The organism is Chitinophaga filiformis, assembly GCF_023100805.1.
GTDB lineage: Bacteria > Bacteroidota > Bacteroidia > Chitinophagales > Chitinophagaceae > Chitinophaga > Chitinophaga filiformis_B.
On the sequence record NZ_CP095855.1, the window covers coordinates 827,773 to 843,053 of the forward strand.

The following is a 15,281-nucleotide window of genomic DNA, read 5'->3' on the forward strand; positions in this document are numbered from 1 at the left end:
AAAGTCTCTCTATGCCCCGGCATTTTCTTACACTTATATTTCTGATCACCTTCAGTAACCTTGCTTTCGCCCAGGACGGTCTTTATACCTCCACGCAGGAATGGCCCGTCAGCATCAGTGACGGATGGTTTACAGCAAAAACCATCTCCTTCGGCCAGTACACCACCTCCTCCCGGAAAAACGGGATAGCCGATGCGGCAGCGGTCAGCTTCATCAAAGATCCTGTAAACCCATTCAATATCCGGGTTAGCGGCAGGGAGGAGAACATACTCACACAAGTCATACAGGCTGCACATATTGCTTTTTCCGGGCATTCCCTGCCCTCATTTCTGGACAATATGCCGGCAACTGCACTCTTCTCCTACATATTGATCAACGGGACCAAAAATGAGCCCCTAAAACGATGGGAGATGATCCTGAAAGATGTGAATTACCTGGAATTGAATGAAAATAAACCGGCAGGCATCCTGCGCTCGGCAGACGATGAGGTGCGTGTTACAGCCCATAACCGCTTCGGCACTAAAAACTCTTATGAGAATATCTGTTATGAATTTCACATCCGCCGGCAGGTAGTGGCGGCTGTTGTTACAGGAGCCCATCCAAGGGTATGGATGAGCGCGGAGATGGAAGGAAAGCCGCTCCTGCCGGTATTAGCAGCGGCCATAGGAGCGCTCCTTGTCAGGTAAGCGTTATCCCTGGCGGCGCTTCTCCTCCAGGAAAACCCGGCACATATCGGCAATTGTTGTTTGTAAGGGTGTAAAAGAGAATCCCGGCAATGCTTTCAGGATCTTTTCATTGCTGTAGTATACTTTCAGCTGTGCGGTCCGGGACGTTTCCTTGGTCAGCAATGCCTTTTTACCGGATAGCTTGCTTTTTATTGCCTCCAGTCTCCATACGATTTCCGCCATCCAGGGCTTTACAGCAATATGAGGTGGCTTTTTTCCCAGTTGATGTGCCATTTCTTTAAACAGGTCGTAGTACTTCCAGTTATCGGTTGTCAGCACGAAACGTTCCCCTTCTATATCGCTTTCCATCAGCCTGAACATGACTTCTGCCACATCGCGTACATCTGTGAAACCGTTGATGCCTTCTGTATAATATGGAAATTCTTTCCAGGCGTTTTTTATCAGCATACCGGAGCTATCCTCCCAATATCCGGCGCCCAGTATAATACCCGGGTTAACAATGACAACATCCAGGCCTTCTGCCATACCTCTCCAGGCTTCCATCTCTCCCAGGTGTTTACTGACACTATACCTGGAATTATTACTGCCATCCCGCCATTCACTTGATTCATCAAGCACGCCGTCTACCCTTGCCCTGCCCAGTGCTGCGGTGGAACTAACATGCACCAGCTTTCTGACACCTGCATCAATAGCAAGATTAACTACGTTGGCAGTTCCCTCTACATTCACTTTCATTATCCGGTCCTGCTCACCGGGACTGAACGATACCACGCCTGCACAATGATAGACTTTATCTACGCCCTGCATAGCGTCTTCCAATGCGCTGACATCCAGCACGTCGCCCTGTACCCATTCTATCTTATGCCGTATATCTTCTACCTGAGGAGGAATTGCTGTGCGGTACAAAGCCCGTACCGGCTGTCCGACATTCACCAGTTTACGTAATAAATGACTGCCTAAAAAACCTGTGCCGCCCGTAACTAAATTCATGAAATAAGTCCCGTTTGCGTCAAAGATAATTATAAAATCCCTTCCCGCTTTTCTTCCCCAATGCACCTTCCTCCACCTTTGCTATCTGTAAGGGGCTGGGAGCGAAGCGGGGCGCCCCGTTGTATGCGTCATAAAGGGAGCGCGTCACCGCCAGGTTAACATCGTTGCCGATCAGGTCCATCAATGCAAAAGGCCCCATACGGAACCCCGCGCTTTCCAGCAGGCGGTCTATGCTTTTGTATCCTGCAACCCCTTCTGCGGCTATCTGCATCGCTTCCAGGTAGTAGTGCCGGGCCACCCTGTTGACGATAAATCCGGGGGTATCCTGCACCATTACAGGCGTTTTTCCCAGCCTTTGGGATAGTGTGTATAAGAGCGCTGCAACATACGGTGCTGTATCTTTTCCTTTAACGATCTCCACCAGTTTCATTACAGGCGCCGGATTAAAAAAGTGCATCCCGGCCACCCTCTCCGGGTGATCTATGCCGGCAGCAATACCGCTCACCGGCAGGGATGAAGTATTGCTGGCAAGTATGGTAGCGGGCGTATTGATGGCCGCCAGCTGATTGAACAGCGCCGTCTTTATCTCCAGCTTTTCAACAATCGCTTCTATGACCAATTCCGCCCGGCAGTCTTCCACATGAGCGGTAAAAGTGATCCGCTCAAGCATCGCGTCTTTCTCTTCAATGGTCATCTTCGCTTTCTTTACGGCATTGTCCAGCTGCAACGTGATCTGTTGCTGCGCTTTTTCAAGCATGGACGCCTGTACATCAAACAATATGGTACGGTAACCGCTTGCTGCTGCTACTTGTGCAATACCGGCGCCCATTGTGCCGGCGCCACATACAGCAATCGTTTTGATCTGGTCAGCTGTGATCATACGGGGAATTTATCGGGGTAAAAAAGACAAAGGAGAAAGCGGCGGTGATACAAACGCACGTTTTCTCCTTTGCAACTATCTTATTTTAAGTCGTCAGAGCGCTCCTTCAAACTGCTCCAGGAACCGGGTATCGTTCTCAGAGAACAGTCTCAGGTCCTTGATCTGGTAATTCAGCATGGTAATACGCTCTATACCCATTCCGAAAGCGAAACCGGTATATTTTTCAGGATCGATCCCACAATTCTCCAGCACTTTCGGATGCACCATACCACAACCCAGGATCTCTACCCAGCCGGTATGCTTACATACATTACATCCTGAACCGCCACAGATCTGGCAGGATATATCCATTTCAGCACTTGGTTCAGTGAAAGGGAAGTAGGAAGGGCGGAAACGGATACGGGTGGTGTCTCCGAACAGTTCCTTCACGAAGTGGTACAGTGTCTGTTTCAGATCAGCAAATGATACATTCTCATCAATGTACAGCCCTTCCACCTGGTGGAAGAAGCAATGCGCCCTGGCGGAGATCGTTTCATTACGGTATACACGGCCCGGACAGATGATGCGGATAGGCAGCTTACCTGCTTCCATGGCTCTTACCTGTACGGAAGAGGTGTGGGTGCGCAGCAGCCAGTCCGGATGCTTACTGATGTAGAACGTATCCTGCATATCCCTTGCAGGGTGATTTTCCGGCAGGTTCAGTGCCGTAAAGTTATGCCAGTCGTCTTCTATTTCCGGTCCTTCTGCAATGGCAAAACCCAGACGTTCAAATATGCTGATGATCTTATTTCTGACAACGCTGATAGGATGGCGGGTACCCAGCCGGTGTGGTTCCGCCGGCAGTGTGAGGTCTGCATCGGAGGTAGCGGCGGCATTGCCGTCTTTCAGGTGCTCGAACTGAGTATACCTTTCTTCCGCCAGTTGTTTAAACCCGTTCAGTACCTGTCCAAACTCTTTTTTACGCTCGTTTGGCACCTGTTTCATTTCGCCAAACATAGCCTTTACGATTCCTTTTGTTCCAAGGAATTTAATGCGGTATTGTTCAAGATCCGCGGCCGTAGCTGGCTCGAATGCTAATATTTCCTGTTTGTAGGCAGCTATTTGCTGTTCTATCTGATCCATAGTCAGCAAAGATAATTAAAAGATCAGTTTATACCCTACCCCCCTTATATTCACGATCTGTACCCGCGGATCATCTTTCAGGTACCTTCTCAGCTTGGTGATAAACACGTCCATGCTGCGGGCATTGAAGAAGCTGTCATCTCCCCACAGATCGAGCAGTACGGTCTTTCTTTCCATTACCTGGTTCAGGTTTTCCGACAGGCGCCGCAGTATCTCTGCTTCCCGATGGGAAAGGAACTCCGTGTTATTGTTCCGGGTAAGGGTCTGTTTCGTATAATTGAACATATACTGCCCGATCTGTATGACGTCAGCGCCCGCCTGAGAGGGTTCAGATGCCGGCATTTCTTTGAACCGTTGCAGCAGGGCCTTTATACGCACGATCAGCTCATCCATGCTGAAGGGTTTTTTCAGGTAGTCGTTCCCTCCCAGTTCGAACCCTTTTACCACATCAGTGGTCTGGGATTTTGCTGTCAAAAAGATAATAGGCGTGGTCTTATCCTGCCGCCGGATCTCTGTCGTGACCGTAAAACCGTCCATATTAGGCATCATGATGTCCAGCACGACTACATCCGGTTTATGTTCCTGGTATAAACGAAGCCCTTCTTTGCCGTCGGCGGCATAAAGCATTTCGAATCCCCTCATTTCCAGGCTGTCTTTCACTATCTGTCCCAGTTGCCATTCGTCCTCTATCAGTAATACTTTTGACATTGTGCAGGTGTTAAACGGGTATTTGTATAATAAATTCACTTCCTTTTTCCGGTTCGCTGTGCACTTTGATGGTACCGCCGTGCAGCGCCACGATCTTTTTTACATAACTAAGGCCCAGGCCGAATCCCTTTACATTATGCAGGTTGCCGGTGGGCACCCTGAAGAATGTATCAAAGATGTTCTCCTGGTATATTTTCGGTATCCCGATCCCATTATCCTTTACCCGGATGATGAGCTTTCCGCTTTCCAGCATGGTTTTGATGTATACGGACGGATGATCTCCGGAGTACTTGATCGCATTGTCTACCAGGTTGCTGATCGCGTTGGACAGGTGGGTCTTGTCTACATCCACAGATTGCTCTCCCAACAGGTTATCATAGCGGAATTGAACAGGGCGGCCGGCTTTCAGCTGGTGATTGGTAATGATACTGTCTATAACCTCTCCGATATCTGTATCTTCTTTGAACAATTCGATCTCTTCTCTTTCCTCTGCCGCGATCTGCAGTACTTTTTCCACCAGGTCGGACAGTCTTTGCAACTCCTGCTTTGAAATGTCGAGATAGGTCTGCGTCTTGCGCTGGTCGTTCAGGGCGTTGAAATTCTGCATAGCCTCCACCGCTGCAGATACAGTAGCGATAGGTGTTTTCAGCTCATGCGTCATGTTATTGATAAAGTCATTCTTCACTTCAGAAAGCCTTTTCTGCTTCAGAATGGTACGAAGCATATATACAAAACAGATGGTGGTGAGTACCAGCAGCAACAATGAACCCGCCAGCGTCCACATCATCTTCGCCAGGATATATTGCAGCGGCGACTCAAATTTGGCCTGCACAAAGAGATTGCTGGCCGGGTTGAATGGTATTTTAGCCGTTTGTAAAGGTGGCCTTTTCCTCAGGCTGTCCCTGAACCCTTCCCGGTTGTACCCGTTAAAGCTGATATGAAAAGTATCCAGCTGGTAGGGTGTCAGTATCTGGCGGGAATGCAATTCGGCAGTGAATACAGAATCCAGTTTGATCAGTTTCACACTGTCGCTGGTCAGGTTGTTCAGCAGGATGAGGTCAGAGATCTGCCTGGCCAGTGTATCGGCATACTCATTACCAGCGTGCAGTTCGCGCCTGCGTTTAATCGTATCTGTTAATGTTCCTTCGCGCATGCCGGCTCCGCCATGTGCCCTGGCCGTATCGCCCGGCGGAGGCATTTCGCGGGGAATTCTGAATGAATCGCGGTCTCTGCGGAAAAAGCGGCGCACATCAGCAAACTGCTTATTGAAAACAGCTGTTCGTAAAGACTCGTTGATGTCTTTATTGAACTGATCGAGTTGTATGTGGTAGGAATTGTACAGCCAGTATCCCTGGAAGAAATAGATGCCAAGTATACATACACACATTAGTATCAGGATGTTGCGGATCCGCTGACGCATAAATTGCCGGTTTTTCGCTGTTAAGTACGCTCCCGCCGGGGAGGTATGGTACAAAGCTATTGGTTCCTTCCGTACCCGCCCTAAGCCCTTAACAATAATTAACAGTAAATAAAGCTATTTAACCAACAAATGAGCACCGAATAATGACTTTTGTATCAGAAAAAACTCAGAGCATATGAAGAACTTTTCAAAAACACTCCTTAGCCTTGCCCTGGTTACCTTCTCGGGTATGACGGCCTTTGCGCAGGATAAGAATACCGGCGTGATCGATTATGAAATAAATGCAAAAATGCCTCAGCGTGGCGGTAATGAAGGTGATGGGGAAGAACAGGTCATTACATTCAATCAACACTTCTACTTCACTGGCGGTAAGGGCAAGCTGGAGACAGACCGCCCTGATTTTGGCGGTCGTGGTTTCGGCGGCGGACGTCCTGAGGGCTCACCTGGTGGTGATGGCAATGGTGGTGGCCGCGGCGGTCGTTTTGGTGGTCGTATGCGTGGTAATTTCGGTGGCGGATATGTAGACCTGAGCGGCAAGAAATACCTGCAGGTATTCTCAAAGCCCGACGATAGCACCAAAACTTACTATGCAGAAGAAGCATACGCTTCTGCAAAAGACGCGAAACTGGGCGACAAGACTAAAAAGATCGCCGGTTACAATTGTAAAAAAGCAACTGTTACCGTACGTAATGAAGAATACACCGTATGGTATACACAGGACCTGCCTTTCAGCTACAGCCCTGTCAATGGCCTCCTGCCTGATGGCAATGGCGTGGTGCTCTCTGCAGAAAGCAGCAGACGTTCCTTTACTGCTACCAAAGTGGACTTCAAACCGGTAACTACCAACGTTTCATTACCGGCAAATGCAGAAAAAGTAACGGAAGATCAGTTGCGCGACATGCGCCGTGAAGCGATGCAAAAATTCCGTGAACGGCAAAACGGGAATTAATTAACAGACTAACTTGCATCGTTTCCTCCTTACCAATTCCCTTTTCATGAAAAGATTTACCCTTGTTGCCACTTTACTGTTCCTGTTTGCGCTCTCCACACAAGCGCAGCAGGGGCAGATCAAAGGATTACTGACCGACTCTTCTGCAACACATCCTTTACCGGATGCAACCGTAGCCCTGCTGAACGGCAGGGATTCTTCCCTCGCGGCCACCACTTTTACCGATAAAAAAGGGGCATTCTCGTTCACCGGTGTTGCCCTGGGCAACTACAGGGTGTACATCACTTTCCTGGGCTACCAGCCGGTTTTTAAAAGCGTCACGATTTCCGCAACCCAGCCAGTACTGGATATGGGCGCCATACATCTGAAAGGTAAAGGCCTGCTGTTGAACGAGGTGGAAATTATCCAGGAAGTGCCGCCCGTTGTGGTAAAGCTGGATACACTGGAATTCAATGCGGGTTCTTTTAAAACAAGAGAGAACGCAGTAGTGGAAGACCTGCTGAAAAAGCTACCGGGCGTATCAGTAGATAAAGACGGCGTGATCACAGCACAGGGGGAAACCGTGAAAAGGGTATTGGTAGATGGTAAACCTTTTTTCAGCGACGATCCTAAACTGGCCACTAAGAACCTGCCGGCAGATATCATCGACAAGATTCAGCTGATAGACCGTAAGTCTGACCAGGCACAGTTCACCGGCATTGACGACGGCAACACAGAGAAAGCGATCAACATCACGATTAAAAAAGACAAGAAAAAAGGCTTCTTCGGCAGAGCTTCTGCCGGTTATGGCGATAATGACCGCTTTGCAGTCAATACAAGCCTGAACAGTTTTCGCGATAACAAACAGTTGTCCTTCCTGGGAAGTGGCAATAATGTGAATAATCTTGGTTATACCTTCAACGACGTCTTCAACTTCAACGGCAACACCGGGGGAGGAGGAGGCGGTGGTGGTGGCCGCGCCGGCGGAGGCGGACGCGGTGCGGCACAATCCACCATCAGCAGTCTTGGCGGCAACAATACCACGGGTATCACCCGTAACTGGAATGCCGGGTTTAACTACAACCAGGACTTTGGTTCGAAGCTGAAAATAAATGGCAGCTACTTTATCAACGATACACGGACCGAAACAAACAGGCGCAGCAACAAGCAGACCTTTCTGACTGACACCACCTACTATTATGACCAGCAGTCTGGTTCCCTTACCGACAACAAGAATCACCGGCTGAATATGCGGGTTGAATACCAGATAGACTCTATGCATTCATTGATTGTTACCCCCAGTTTCAGTTATTCCAACGGCTCTACCAACACGCTCAATCAATATGAATCACGGGACGAGAATAAGGTGCCAACAATAGACGGAGAATCCAGGAACAGCAGTCATGCTACTTCTCCCAACTTCTCCACTACTGCCCTGTTCAGAAAGAAGTTTAACAAGATCGGCCGCACACTCAGCGCCAATTTCAGCTTTGGTTACAATACGACGGACAGGCAGAACTTCTTTAAAACGACAGACATTCACCTGGCAACAGCTACGACAGATTCCTTCAGCACCGGCTACGACAGGATGACCAATGCGGATAATATGGGCCGCAATATGGGCGTACGACTGACTTATACCGAGCCGCTGATGAAAGACCGTTTCCTCGAGCTGTCTTATGCATGGAATAATAACTATAGCGATTCCAGGAACCTCACTTATGATGTCAATGGCACCAGTGGTAAATACGATAAACTGAATGATAGTCTGACCAACATATTTGAGAACACATTTACCACACAACAGGCAGGCATAGACATCCGTACGCAGAAATTAAAGTATGATTATACGTTTGGATTAAACGTACAGTTCAGCAGCCTGCTGAACGACAACGTCAGCAGAAAAACACGCATTGATCAGCATACTGTCAATTTCTATCCATCAGCGTCATTTAACTATAATTTCCAGAGAGGCAAAAGGCTGCGTTTCCGTTATAATGGCAGCACCGCCCAGCCTACAGTCACGCAGTTGCAGCCATTGCCAGACCTGACCAGTTCATTGTATGTTCAGCAAGGTAATCCTGATCTGAAGCCATCCTTTTCACACAGTATCAACATGGGCTATAACGTATTTAACAACAGCACGTTCCGTGGCTTCTTTACCAACGTGAACGCCAGCTTTACAACTAATAAGATCGTAAATGCCAACCGTGTTGATACATCAGGCAAACAGTATACGAAACCGGTAAACGCCAATGGTGCATACAATCTCAATGCCTTTGCCGTAAATACCATTCCCATCAAAAAGCTGAAGACCTCCCTGAATCTGAACACCAATCTGAACTACAGCCGGGATGTAAGTTTCACAGGCACTCAAACAGGCTTTACAAAGCTGCTGAGAAATTATACCAGGAACTTTGGCATTACACAGGGATTCAACTTTAATTATACACACAAAGAGTTGTTTGATATCTCTGCAGGTGCCAGTGTTAACTATAGTGGTGCACGATATGATATTCAGCCAATAAACAACACAGACTATTTTAATTATGCATTCTCGTTTGATTATAACGTCAACCTGCCACATGGTTTCATAATAGGAAGCGACATTACTTATACCCTGAATGCGGGCAGGGCTGAAGGTTACAACGTTGACGTAACTATGCTGAATGCGTTTATTTCGAAAAGCGTATTCAAGGATAAAAGAGGTTTGATAAAACTGAGCGGCTATGACCTCTTACATCAGAATGTAAGCGTGGGACGTAATACAGGCGAGAACTATATTGAAGACGTGAACAACATGGTATTACAGCGGTATTTCATGATCAGCTTCACTTACTTCATCAACAAATTTGCGGGTAGCAACAACAATAATGGCGAACGCCGCAGAATGGGCAATCCGGGAATGCGGATGGGCAATCCGGGATTTATGAGGGGAGGTTGACAACATAATACTCAAATACAAAAGGTCTCACATGTTGTGAGACCTTTTTTTATTGATAAATGTAAAATGACTCCGGATCCGATAATTTCTTGAAAGGTTGAAAGGATAACAAAGGTGGAGACGTACTTCCTCCTTCATGCCTCCAGCTTTGAAACCTTACAACCTTAGTATTTTTCTGCTGATGCTTATGGCACTATAGCCCGGCTACTTTGTATCTGCGTACTTTCTGAGCCGTCTTGCGTTCCCTGATGCTCTGTGTCACTTTTCTTACTACCCAGCTCAGTGTAAATGTTGGGATAAAATCCAGACCAGGAAATAGTTCTTCCATGAAGTTGAAAACACTTCCGAAAGCGCCCAGGCTACTGCCAAACATCCGGTAGAATATAATGGCAGAAATGGGGGCCCAGATCACATCACTTACTTCTCCTAAAACCGGCACAGTATAACTTGCACATCCAATCAGGTCCATTACAACACAAGTCCATAATGCAGGGGTAAATCTTCTTTCCATGCAGACCTCCGCTTTAAATGTTATCTAAGTATAATCAAATAGCTTACCAATTTCAATTACGGTTGAGCGGTATGGGAATTACGATGCGGCGTTGTGGCGTTTTTTTATAATAAATATCTGTAACACAATCTCTTAAAAAAATGCTGATTTACTGGTCTGTATATTCGTAATTCTGTTAATCAAACATAACTGTCCTCTAAATATTAGAACGTATTGGCGCACTATAAAGTTACGAACTATTTAAGGTAACAGCTGTACGCAAATTTTAAAATGCGTAGTTTCACGGTCAACAGTAAACAATTTACCAACATGCTTAACCAAAATTCCCGCCGCGATATGATCAAAAAAGCCGCTGCTATGGCGTTTGCGTCTACTTCTCTGGCCTCTCTTTCCACCCGTGTAATGGCTCACGAGGGGAAAATGGATGAAAAACTGAAAGGCCAGATCAATCACTCCGTATGCGCCTGGTGCTACAACGATATTCCACTGGAAGAACTGTGCAAGGCAGCTAACAGGATCGGCCTCCAGTCTATAGACCTCCTGGATCCGAAAGATTTTGCGACTGCAAAGAAATACGACCTCACCTGCGCCATGGTGGCCTCTATCAATAAAGACTGGAATATTTCCCGCGGCTGGAACAGGGAAGCGCATCATGATCAGCTCGTTACTTACTATGAACACCTGATAGATGAGACATCGAAAGCCGGCTTTACAAACCTGATCTGCTTTTCCGGCAACAGGGACGGGCTTGACGACCAGGCGGGCATTGAGAATTGTGCAAAAGGCCTGAAGCGTATTATGAGCTATGCCGAAAAGAAAAAGGTGACTATAGTAATGGAACTGCTGAATAGTAAAGTGAACCATCCAGATTATCAGTGCGACCACACAAACTGGGGGGTTGAATTGTGTAAATCTATTGGCTCAGAGCGTTTTAAACTTCTTTACGACATTTATCACATGCAGATCATGGAGGGAGACGTGATCCAGACCATTCGTAATAACCACCCATATTTCGCGCACTATCATACCGGTGGTGTTCCGGGCAGGAATGAGATAGATGAGACACAGGAGCTATATTATCCTGCTATCATGAAGGCTATTCATGAAACAGGTTTCAAGGGTTTTGTGGCGCAGGAATTCGTGCCTAAACGCGCTGACAAGCTGGCCTCCCTGAAACAGGGCGTAGAGATCTGCGATATTTAATATTTCCAGTCCTGCCTTAAGATCCCCATCACCACTGTGTCTGCATACTGACCATGGAGTTTGGCGCTGTGGCGGAGAATACCCTCTTTGGCAAAGCCCAGGCGGATGGGGATCTGGGCACTCTCAATATTCTGCAAAGCAAAACGTACTTCTATCTTATTCAGTTTCAGTGTCTGAAACGCAAAAGAGACCAGTGCTTTACAGGCGCTTACTGCAATGCCCTTACTGCGGAATTGCTCCCCCAGCCAGTACCCGATCTCTGCTTTGTCCAGCTGATGATCCCAGCAATGCAGGTCTATTACTCCACACAATTGCGCCTGGTACCAGATGCCAAATGCGATGGCTTCCTGGTCTTCCGCCTTCCTCAACATCATTTCAATAAAACGTAGTGTATGTTCCTCATTGGTATTGTAGTCTACCCAGGGTAGGAACCGACGCAGGCTCCTCCGTGAAGCATCCAGCTGGTTAAAGAGGGTTGGCGCATCCCCAGGCTGCAATTGCCTGAGGGTAATTGTTTCATTAACAGGTAATTCCAGCATAAAAAAATGAGGTTTGGCGAAATGCCAAACCTCAAAAGTAACAAAATCCTAATTTTTTGCTATCAGCTGCTGCTTCTGCATATCCTTTACGATCTGCTTTGCAAACAGATAGGCCTGCCTGTATGCGGTTGGAGGGTCTACCGAATCTGTCTGTGCATTATAGATCAGTTTCTTTTCTTTCAGGTCATACAGGTTAGTATCCCACTGATACTTTGTATTTACCTGGTAATAACCGGGATCGTACATACGTCCGTACCACCCCCTGTAATAAGGCCAGAAACCGCCATAATACGGATATCCGTAAGGACCATAGTTAGGCACATAGGTCTTCTCACGGGACTTGTCCACCATTGCGATCGTCATCACCTGCGCCACATCGCTGTTCCGGAATTTCCTGAGGGCTGCTTTTTCATCGCCTTTACCCAACTCGTCGTCCGGCCCATAGGTAGCATAAGCAGAGACTGCATTGTAGCCTTCTTTCTTCAGTTCGGAAACCAGATTATTCTCCATCTGTATACGCAGATTGCGTTCCTTCGCAGGCACCAGCGCTATCACCATGATCTTATTGTCCTGCTGTAACCGGGCTTCCGGCGTTTTCCAGGACGAAGTCAGCTTAGTACTGGTACACGCTGTCACCGACAGCAGTCCAAGGGCCATCAAAAATAATCCTAACTTTTTCATATTTCCTCCTTTTAACTACCTGTTAGACGGCGGCAGGAGGGAAGAGTTACATGAGAAGAATAAATTAACATTTCTTTGATCCTCAGGCAGTAGTGCAATTCCAGATCCTGGAATTTTTGTCCGGATACTGGAATGTTATATTCCTGGTTCAGGGGTGCTTCGTAAAAAACAAGGCCCGGAAATCATGCGATCTCCGGGCCTTATTTATGTTGATATGTCAGATTAGTAATTGATGACCTGCTCCTGTATTCCCTGCGGGATGTCGCGGAACTCGTACAGCTGGGTACGCAGTTGTGGCTCGAATCCTGCCTCGCGGATGGCCTCCTGCATAGAGCGGTAAGTAAACCTGTGCGGAGCGCCGGCAGCACTTACCACATTCTCCTCGATCATGATGGAGCCAAAATCGTTCGCACCTGCGTGCAGACAGATCTGGGCAACCTGCTTGCCTACTGTCAGCCAGGAAGCCTGGATGTTCTTGATGTTAGGAAGCATGATGCGGCTCATTGCGATCATACGGATATACTCTTCTGACGTGGTCATATTGTGTACGCCACGGATGCGGGACAGCAGCGTATCTACATCCTGGAACGTCCATGGAATGAATGCCGTGAAACCGTAGTGGCCTTCCGGCTTTTCACTCTGTACCTGCCGGATATCGGCAAAATGCTGGAAACGTTCCATTAATGTTTCCACATGGCCAAACATCATAGTAGCTGAAGACGGAATATTCAGCTTATGGGCGGCCCTCATCACATCCAGCCATTCCTGCGCACCACATTTTCCTTTGGAGATCAGCCTGCGCACGCGGTCATTCAATATTTCCGCTCCTGCGCCGGGCAGACTTGCCATACCTGCTTCTTTCAAAGCAGTCAGCACTTCAATGTGGGTGCTCTTTTCCAGTTTGGTGATGTGCGCTACTTCGGGGGGCCCGAGTGCATGCAGCTTAACGTTCGGGTATAACTGCTTCAGCTGCCGGAAGGTATCTACATAAAATTTCAAGCCCAGCTCCGGGTGGTGACCACCCTGCAGCAGCAGCTGGTCTCCGCCAAACTTCAGCGTTTCTTCTATCTTCTTTTTATATTCGTCGATGGTGGTAATGTAGGCTTCTGCGTGACCAGGTACCCGGTAGAAATTGCAGAATTTACAATTAGCCGTACACACGTTGGTGGTGTTCACATTACGATCTATCTGCCAGGTCACCTTTCCATGTGGCACCTGTTGCTTACGCAGCTCATTCGCAATGTCCATCAGTTCTGCAAGCGGAGCCCTCTCAAATAGATAAATCCCTTCTTCCGGTGTAAGCCACTCGAAGTTTAATGCTTTCCTGTATAGATCTTTCAGTTCCATGATGGACAAAGGTAGGAATAATGTTAAATTTATAGCATCGTTATTCTGTCACGCATAACTGTATGCAAAAATCTACGCTGTTGAAGCACTGTTGGCTTATAATAATTGCCATTACTTGTTTATTCCACGTTGCCGCCGCGCAAACGCCACCTACAATTGCCAGCCCCCGGAAGCCAGGGGAATTGATCACCCGTTTCCCCTTCAAACAATACTATGGAGGAGTCGTTGTAATACGCGCCTGCCTGGCGGGCATCCCCGATACCCTGCAGTTCATTCTCGATACCGGCAGCGCCGGTATTTCCCTGGACACGAATACCTGTGTCCAATTGGGCATCCATCTGACGCCGACCGACAGGATCGTTCGCGGGGTAGGAGGGTCCAAAACTGTTGCTTTTGCCATGGACAGGACCTTGCAGTTGCCTGGTTTACAGGTAGATAGTCTTGATTTTCATGTCAATGACTATGAGTTGATCAGCCAGGTGTATGGGTTACAGGTGGATGGCATTGTCGGTTACAGCCTGCTGAGCAAATTCATTGTAGAGGTGGATTATGATACCGAGATGATCTCCATTTACGAAAAAGGGCCTTTTTCCTATCCCAAAGGCGGGCACCTGATGCGCCCTTCACTAACCCTGATCCCTATTGTGAATGCCTTCCTGAAGAATGGCAAAGCGCAGCATTATAACCGTTATTATTTTGATACCGGCGCCGGTATGTGCCTGCTGCTTTCCCAGCAGTTTGTAAAAGACAGCGCAATCCTCTCCTCCCGGAAAAGGCAGCGTAAAGTGATACAGACAGAAGCACAGGGACTTGGCGGAAAAATGACCATGGACATCACCACCATACAGGAGTTTAAACTGGGTAGCTATGCCTTCCGGAACGTGCCTGTCTATATCTTCGATGACGTCACCAACGTCACCGCTTATCCCTTCCTTGGCGGTATGGTGGGCAACGATCTGTTACGCAGGTTCAACCTCATCCTGAATTATGGCAAAAAGGAGATCTACATGATGCCTAATTCTCATTACAAAGATCCCTTTGACTATTCCTATACAGGATTGATTATTTACCTGATAGATGGCAGGATCGAGATCACCGATATCATTAAAGGCTCTCCCGCTGAAAAAGCCGGCCTGCAAAAGGGTGATGTCATTATTGCCGTCAACAATATTTTCTCCAACAATCTTCAACAGTACCGCGACATTCTCAAAAATGTGGGCACGCGTCCCAGCTTATTGATAATGCGCAATAAGGAACTGATGATAAAAAAAATCCAGATCAAAAGCATATTATAACTGCCTGAAATAATACATTGCACAATC

At 47.6% G+C, this 15,281-nt stretch carries 14 protein-coding genes; 5 read left to right on the forward strand and 9 right to left on the reverse strand.

Annotated features, from left to right (window positions below; genetic code table 11):
* Window positions 1-11: 11 nt before the first annotated feature.
* Window positions 12-686, forward strand: a complete 675-nt coding sequence (locus MYF79_RS03455) for a hypothetical protein (protein WP_247812569.1) — start codon at window positions 12-14, stop codon at window positions 684-686.
* Window positions 687-689: 3 nt separating this feature from the next.
* Here the strand turns inward: MYF79_RS03455 and MYF79_RS03460 are convergent, their stop codons facing one another.
* The 5 genes from MYF79_RS03460 to MYF79_RS03480 form a co-directional block, all read right to left on the reverse strand.
* The gene (locus MYF79_RS03460) at window positions 690-1,676 is read right to left on the reverse strand and encodes an NAD-dependent epimerase/dehydratase family protein (RefSeq protein WP_247812570.1); all 987 of its coding nucleotides are present in this window, start codon (window positions 1,674-1,676) and stop codon (window positions 690-692) included.
* Window positions 1,677-1,695: 19 nt separating this feature from the next.
* Complete coding sequence (locus tag MYF79_RS03465) at window positions 1,696-2,556, reverse strand: 3-hydroxyacyl-CoA dehydrogenase NAD-binding domain-containing protein (RefSeq protein WP_247812571.1); 861 nt, start codon at window positions 2,554-2,556, stop codon at window positions 1,696-1,698.
* Between the two features lie 93 nt (window positions 2,557-2,649).
* Window positions 2,650-3,678 (reverse strand): phenylalanine--tRNA ligase subunit alpha, encoded by a 1,029-nt coding sequence (gene pheS / locus MYF79_RS03470; protein WP_247812572.1) that lies wholly within the window; start codon window positions 3,676-3,678, stop codon window positions 2,650-2,652.
* A gap of 15 nt (window positions 3,679-3,693) precedes the next feature.
* Window positions 3,694-4,386 carry a response regulator transcription factor gene (locus MYF79_RS03475; protein WP_247812573.1) on the reverse strand — a complete coding sequence of 231 codons (693 nt, stop codon included), beginning with the start codon at window positions 4,384-4,386 and terminating at the stop codon, window positions 3,694-3,696.
* A gap of 10 nt (window positions 4,387-4,396) precedes the next feature.
* Window positions 4,397-5,806, reverse strand: a complete 1,410-nt coding sequence (locus MYF79_RS03480; protein ID WP_247812574.1) for a sensor histidine kinase — start codon at window positions 5,804-5,806, stop codon at window positions 4,397-4,399.
* Between the two features lie 175 nt (window positions 5,807-5,981).
* On the opposite strand from MYF79_RS03480, the gene MYF79_RS03485 reads away from it, so the two are divergent.
* Both MYF79_RS03485 and MYF79_RS03490 read left to right on the forward strand, forming a co-directional pair.
* On the forward strand, window positions 5,982-6,755 hold the full coding sequence (locus tag MYF79_RS03485) for a GLPGLI family protein (RefSeq protein ID WP_247812575.1): 774 nt from the start codon (window positions 5,982-5,984) through the stop codon (window positions 6,753-6,755).
* A gap of 46 nt (window positions 6,756-6,801) precedes the next feature.
* Complete coding sequence (locus tag MYF79_RS03490) at window positions 6,802-9,678, forward strand: TonB-dependent receptor (RefSeq protein ID WP_247812576.1); 2,877 nt, start codon at window positions 6,802-6,804, stop codon at window positions 9,676-9,678.
* Window positions 9,679-9,871: 193 nt separating this feature from the next.
* On the opposite strand, the gene MYF79_RS03495 is transcribed toward MYF79_RS03490, so the two are convergent.
* The gene (locus MYF79_RS03495; RefSeq protein WP_247812577.1) at window positions 9,872-10,189 is read right to left on the reverse strand and encodes a hypothetical protein; all 318 of its coding nucleotides are present in this window, start codon (window positions 10,187-10,189) and stop codon (window positions 9,872-9,874) included.
* Between the two features lie 309 nt (window positions 10,190-10,498).
* Here MYF79_RS03495 and MYF79_RS03500 point away from each other — a divergent pair, with 309 nt between their 5' ends.
* Complete coding sequence (locus MYF79_RS03500; RefSeq protein ID WP_247812578.1) at window positions 10,499-11,392, forward strand: hydroxypyruvate isomerase family protein; 894 nt, start codon at window positions 10,499-10,501, stop codon at window positions 11,390-11,392.
* Here the strand turns inward: MYF79_RS03500 and MYF79_RS03505 are convergent.
* From MYF79_RS03505 to mqnC, 3 genes are all read right to left on the reverse strand, one after another.
* Entirely contained in the window at window positions 11,389-11,931 is a 543-nt protein-coding gene (locus tag MYF79_RS03505; RefSeq protein ID WP_247812579.1) for a GNAT family N-acetyltransferase, read from the reverse strand. The genes MYF79_RS03500 and MYF79_RS03505 overlap by 4 nt on opposite strands.
* Before the next feature lie 48 nt (window positions 11,932-11,979).
* Window positions 11,980-12,612, reverse strand: a complete 633-nt coding sequence (locus MYF79_RS03510; protein ID WP_247812580.1) for a hypothetical protein — start codon at window positions 12,610-12,612, stop codon at window positions 11,980-11,982.
* A gap of 222 nt (window positions 12,613-12,834) precedes the next feature.
* Entirely contained in the window at window positions 12,835-13,959 is a 1,125-nt protein-coding gene (gene mqnC / locus MYF79_RS03515; protein WP_199654359.1) for a cyclic dehypoxanthinyl futalosine synthase, read from the reverse strand.
* 80 nt (window positions 13,960-14,039) lie between these two features.
* Here mqnC and MYF79_RS03520 point away from each other — a divergent pair, with 80 nt between their 5' ends.
* Window positions 14,040-15,254 (forward strand): aspartyl protease family protein, encoded by a 1,215-nt coding sequence (locus MYF79_RS03520; protein WP_247812581.1) that lies wholly within the window; start codon window positions 14,040-14,042, stop codon window positions 15,252-15,254.
* Window positions 15,255-15,281: the final 27 nt, after the last annotated feature.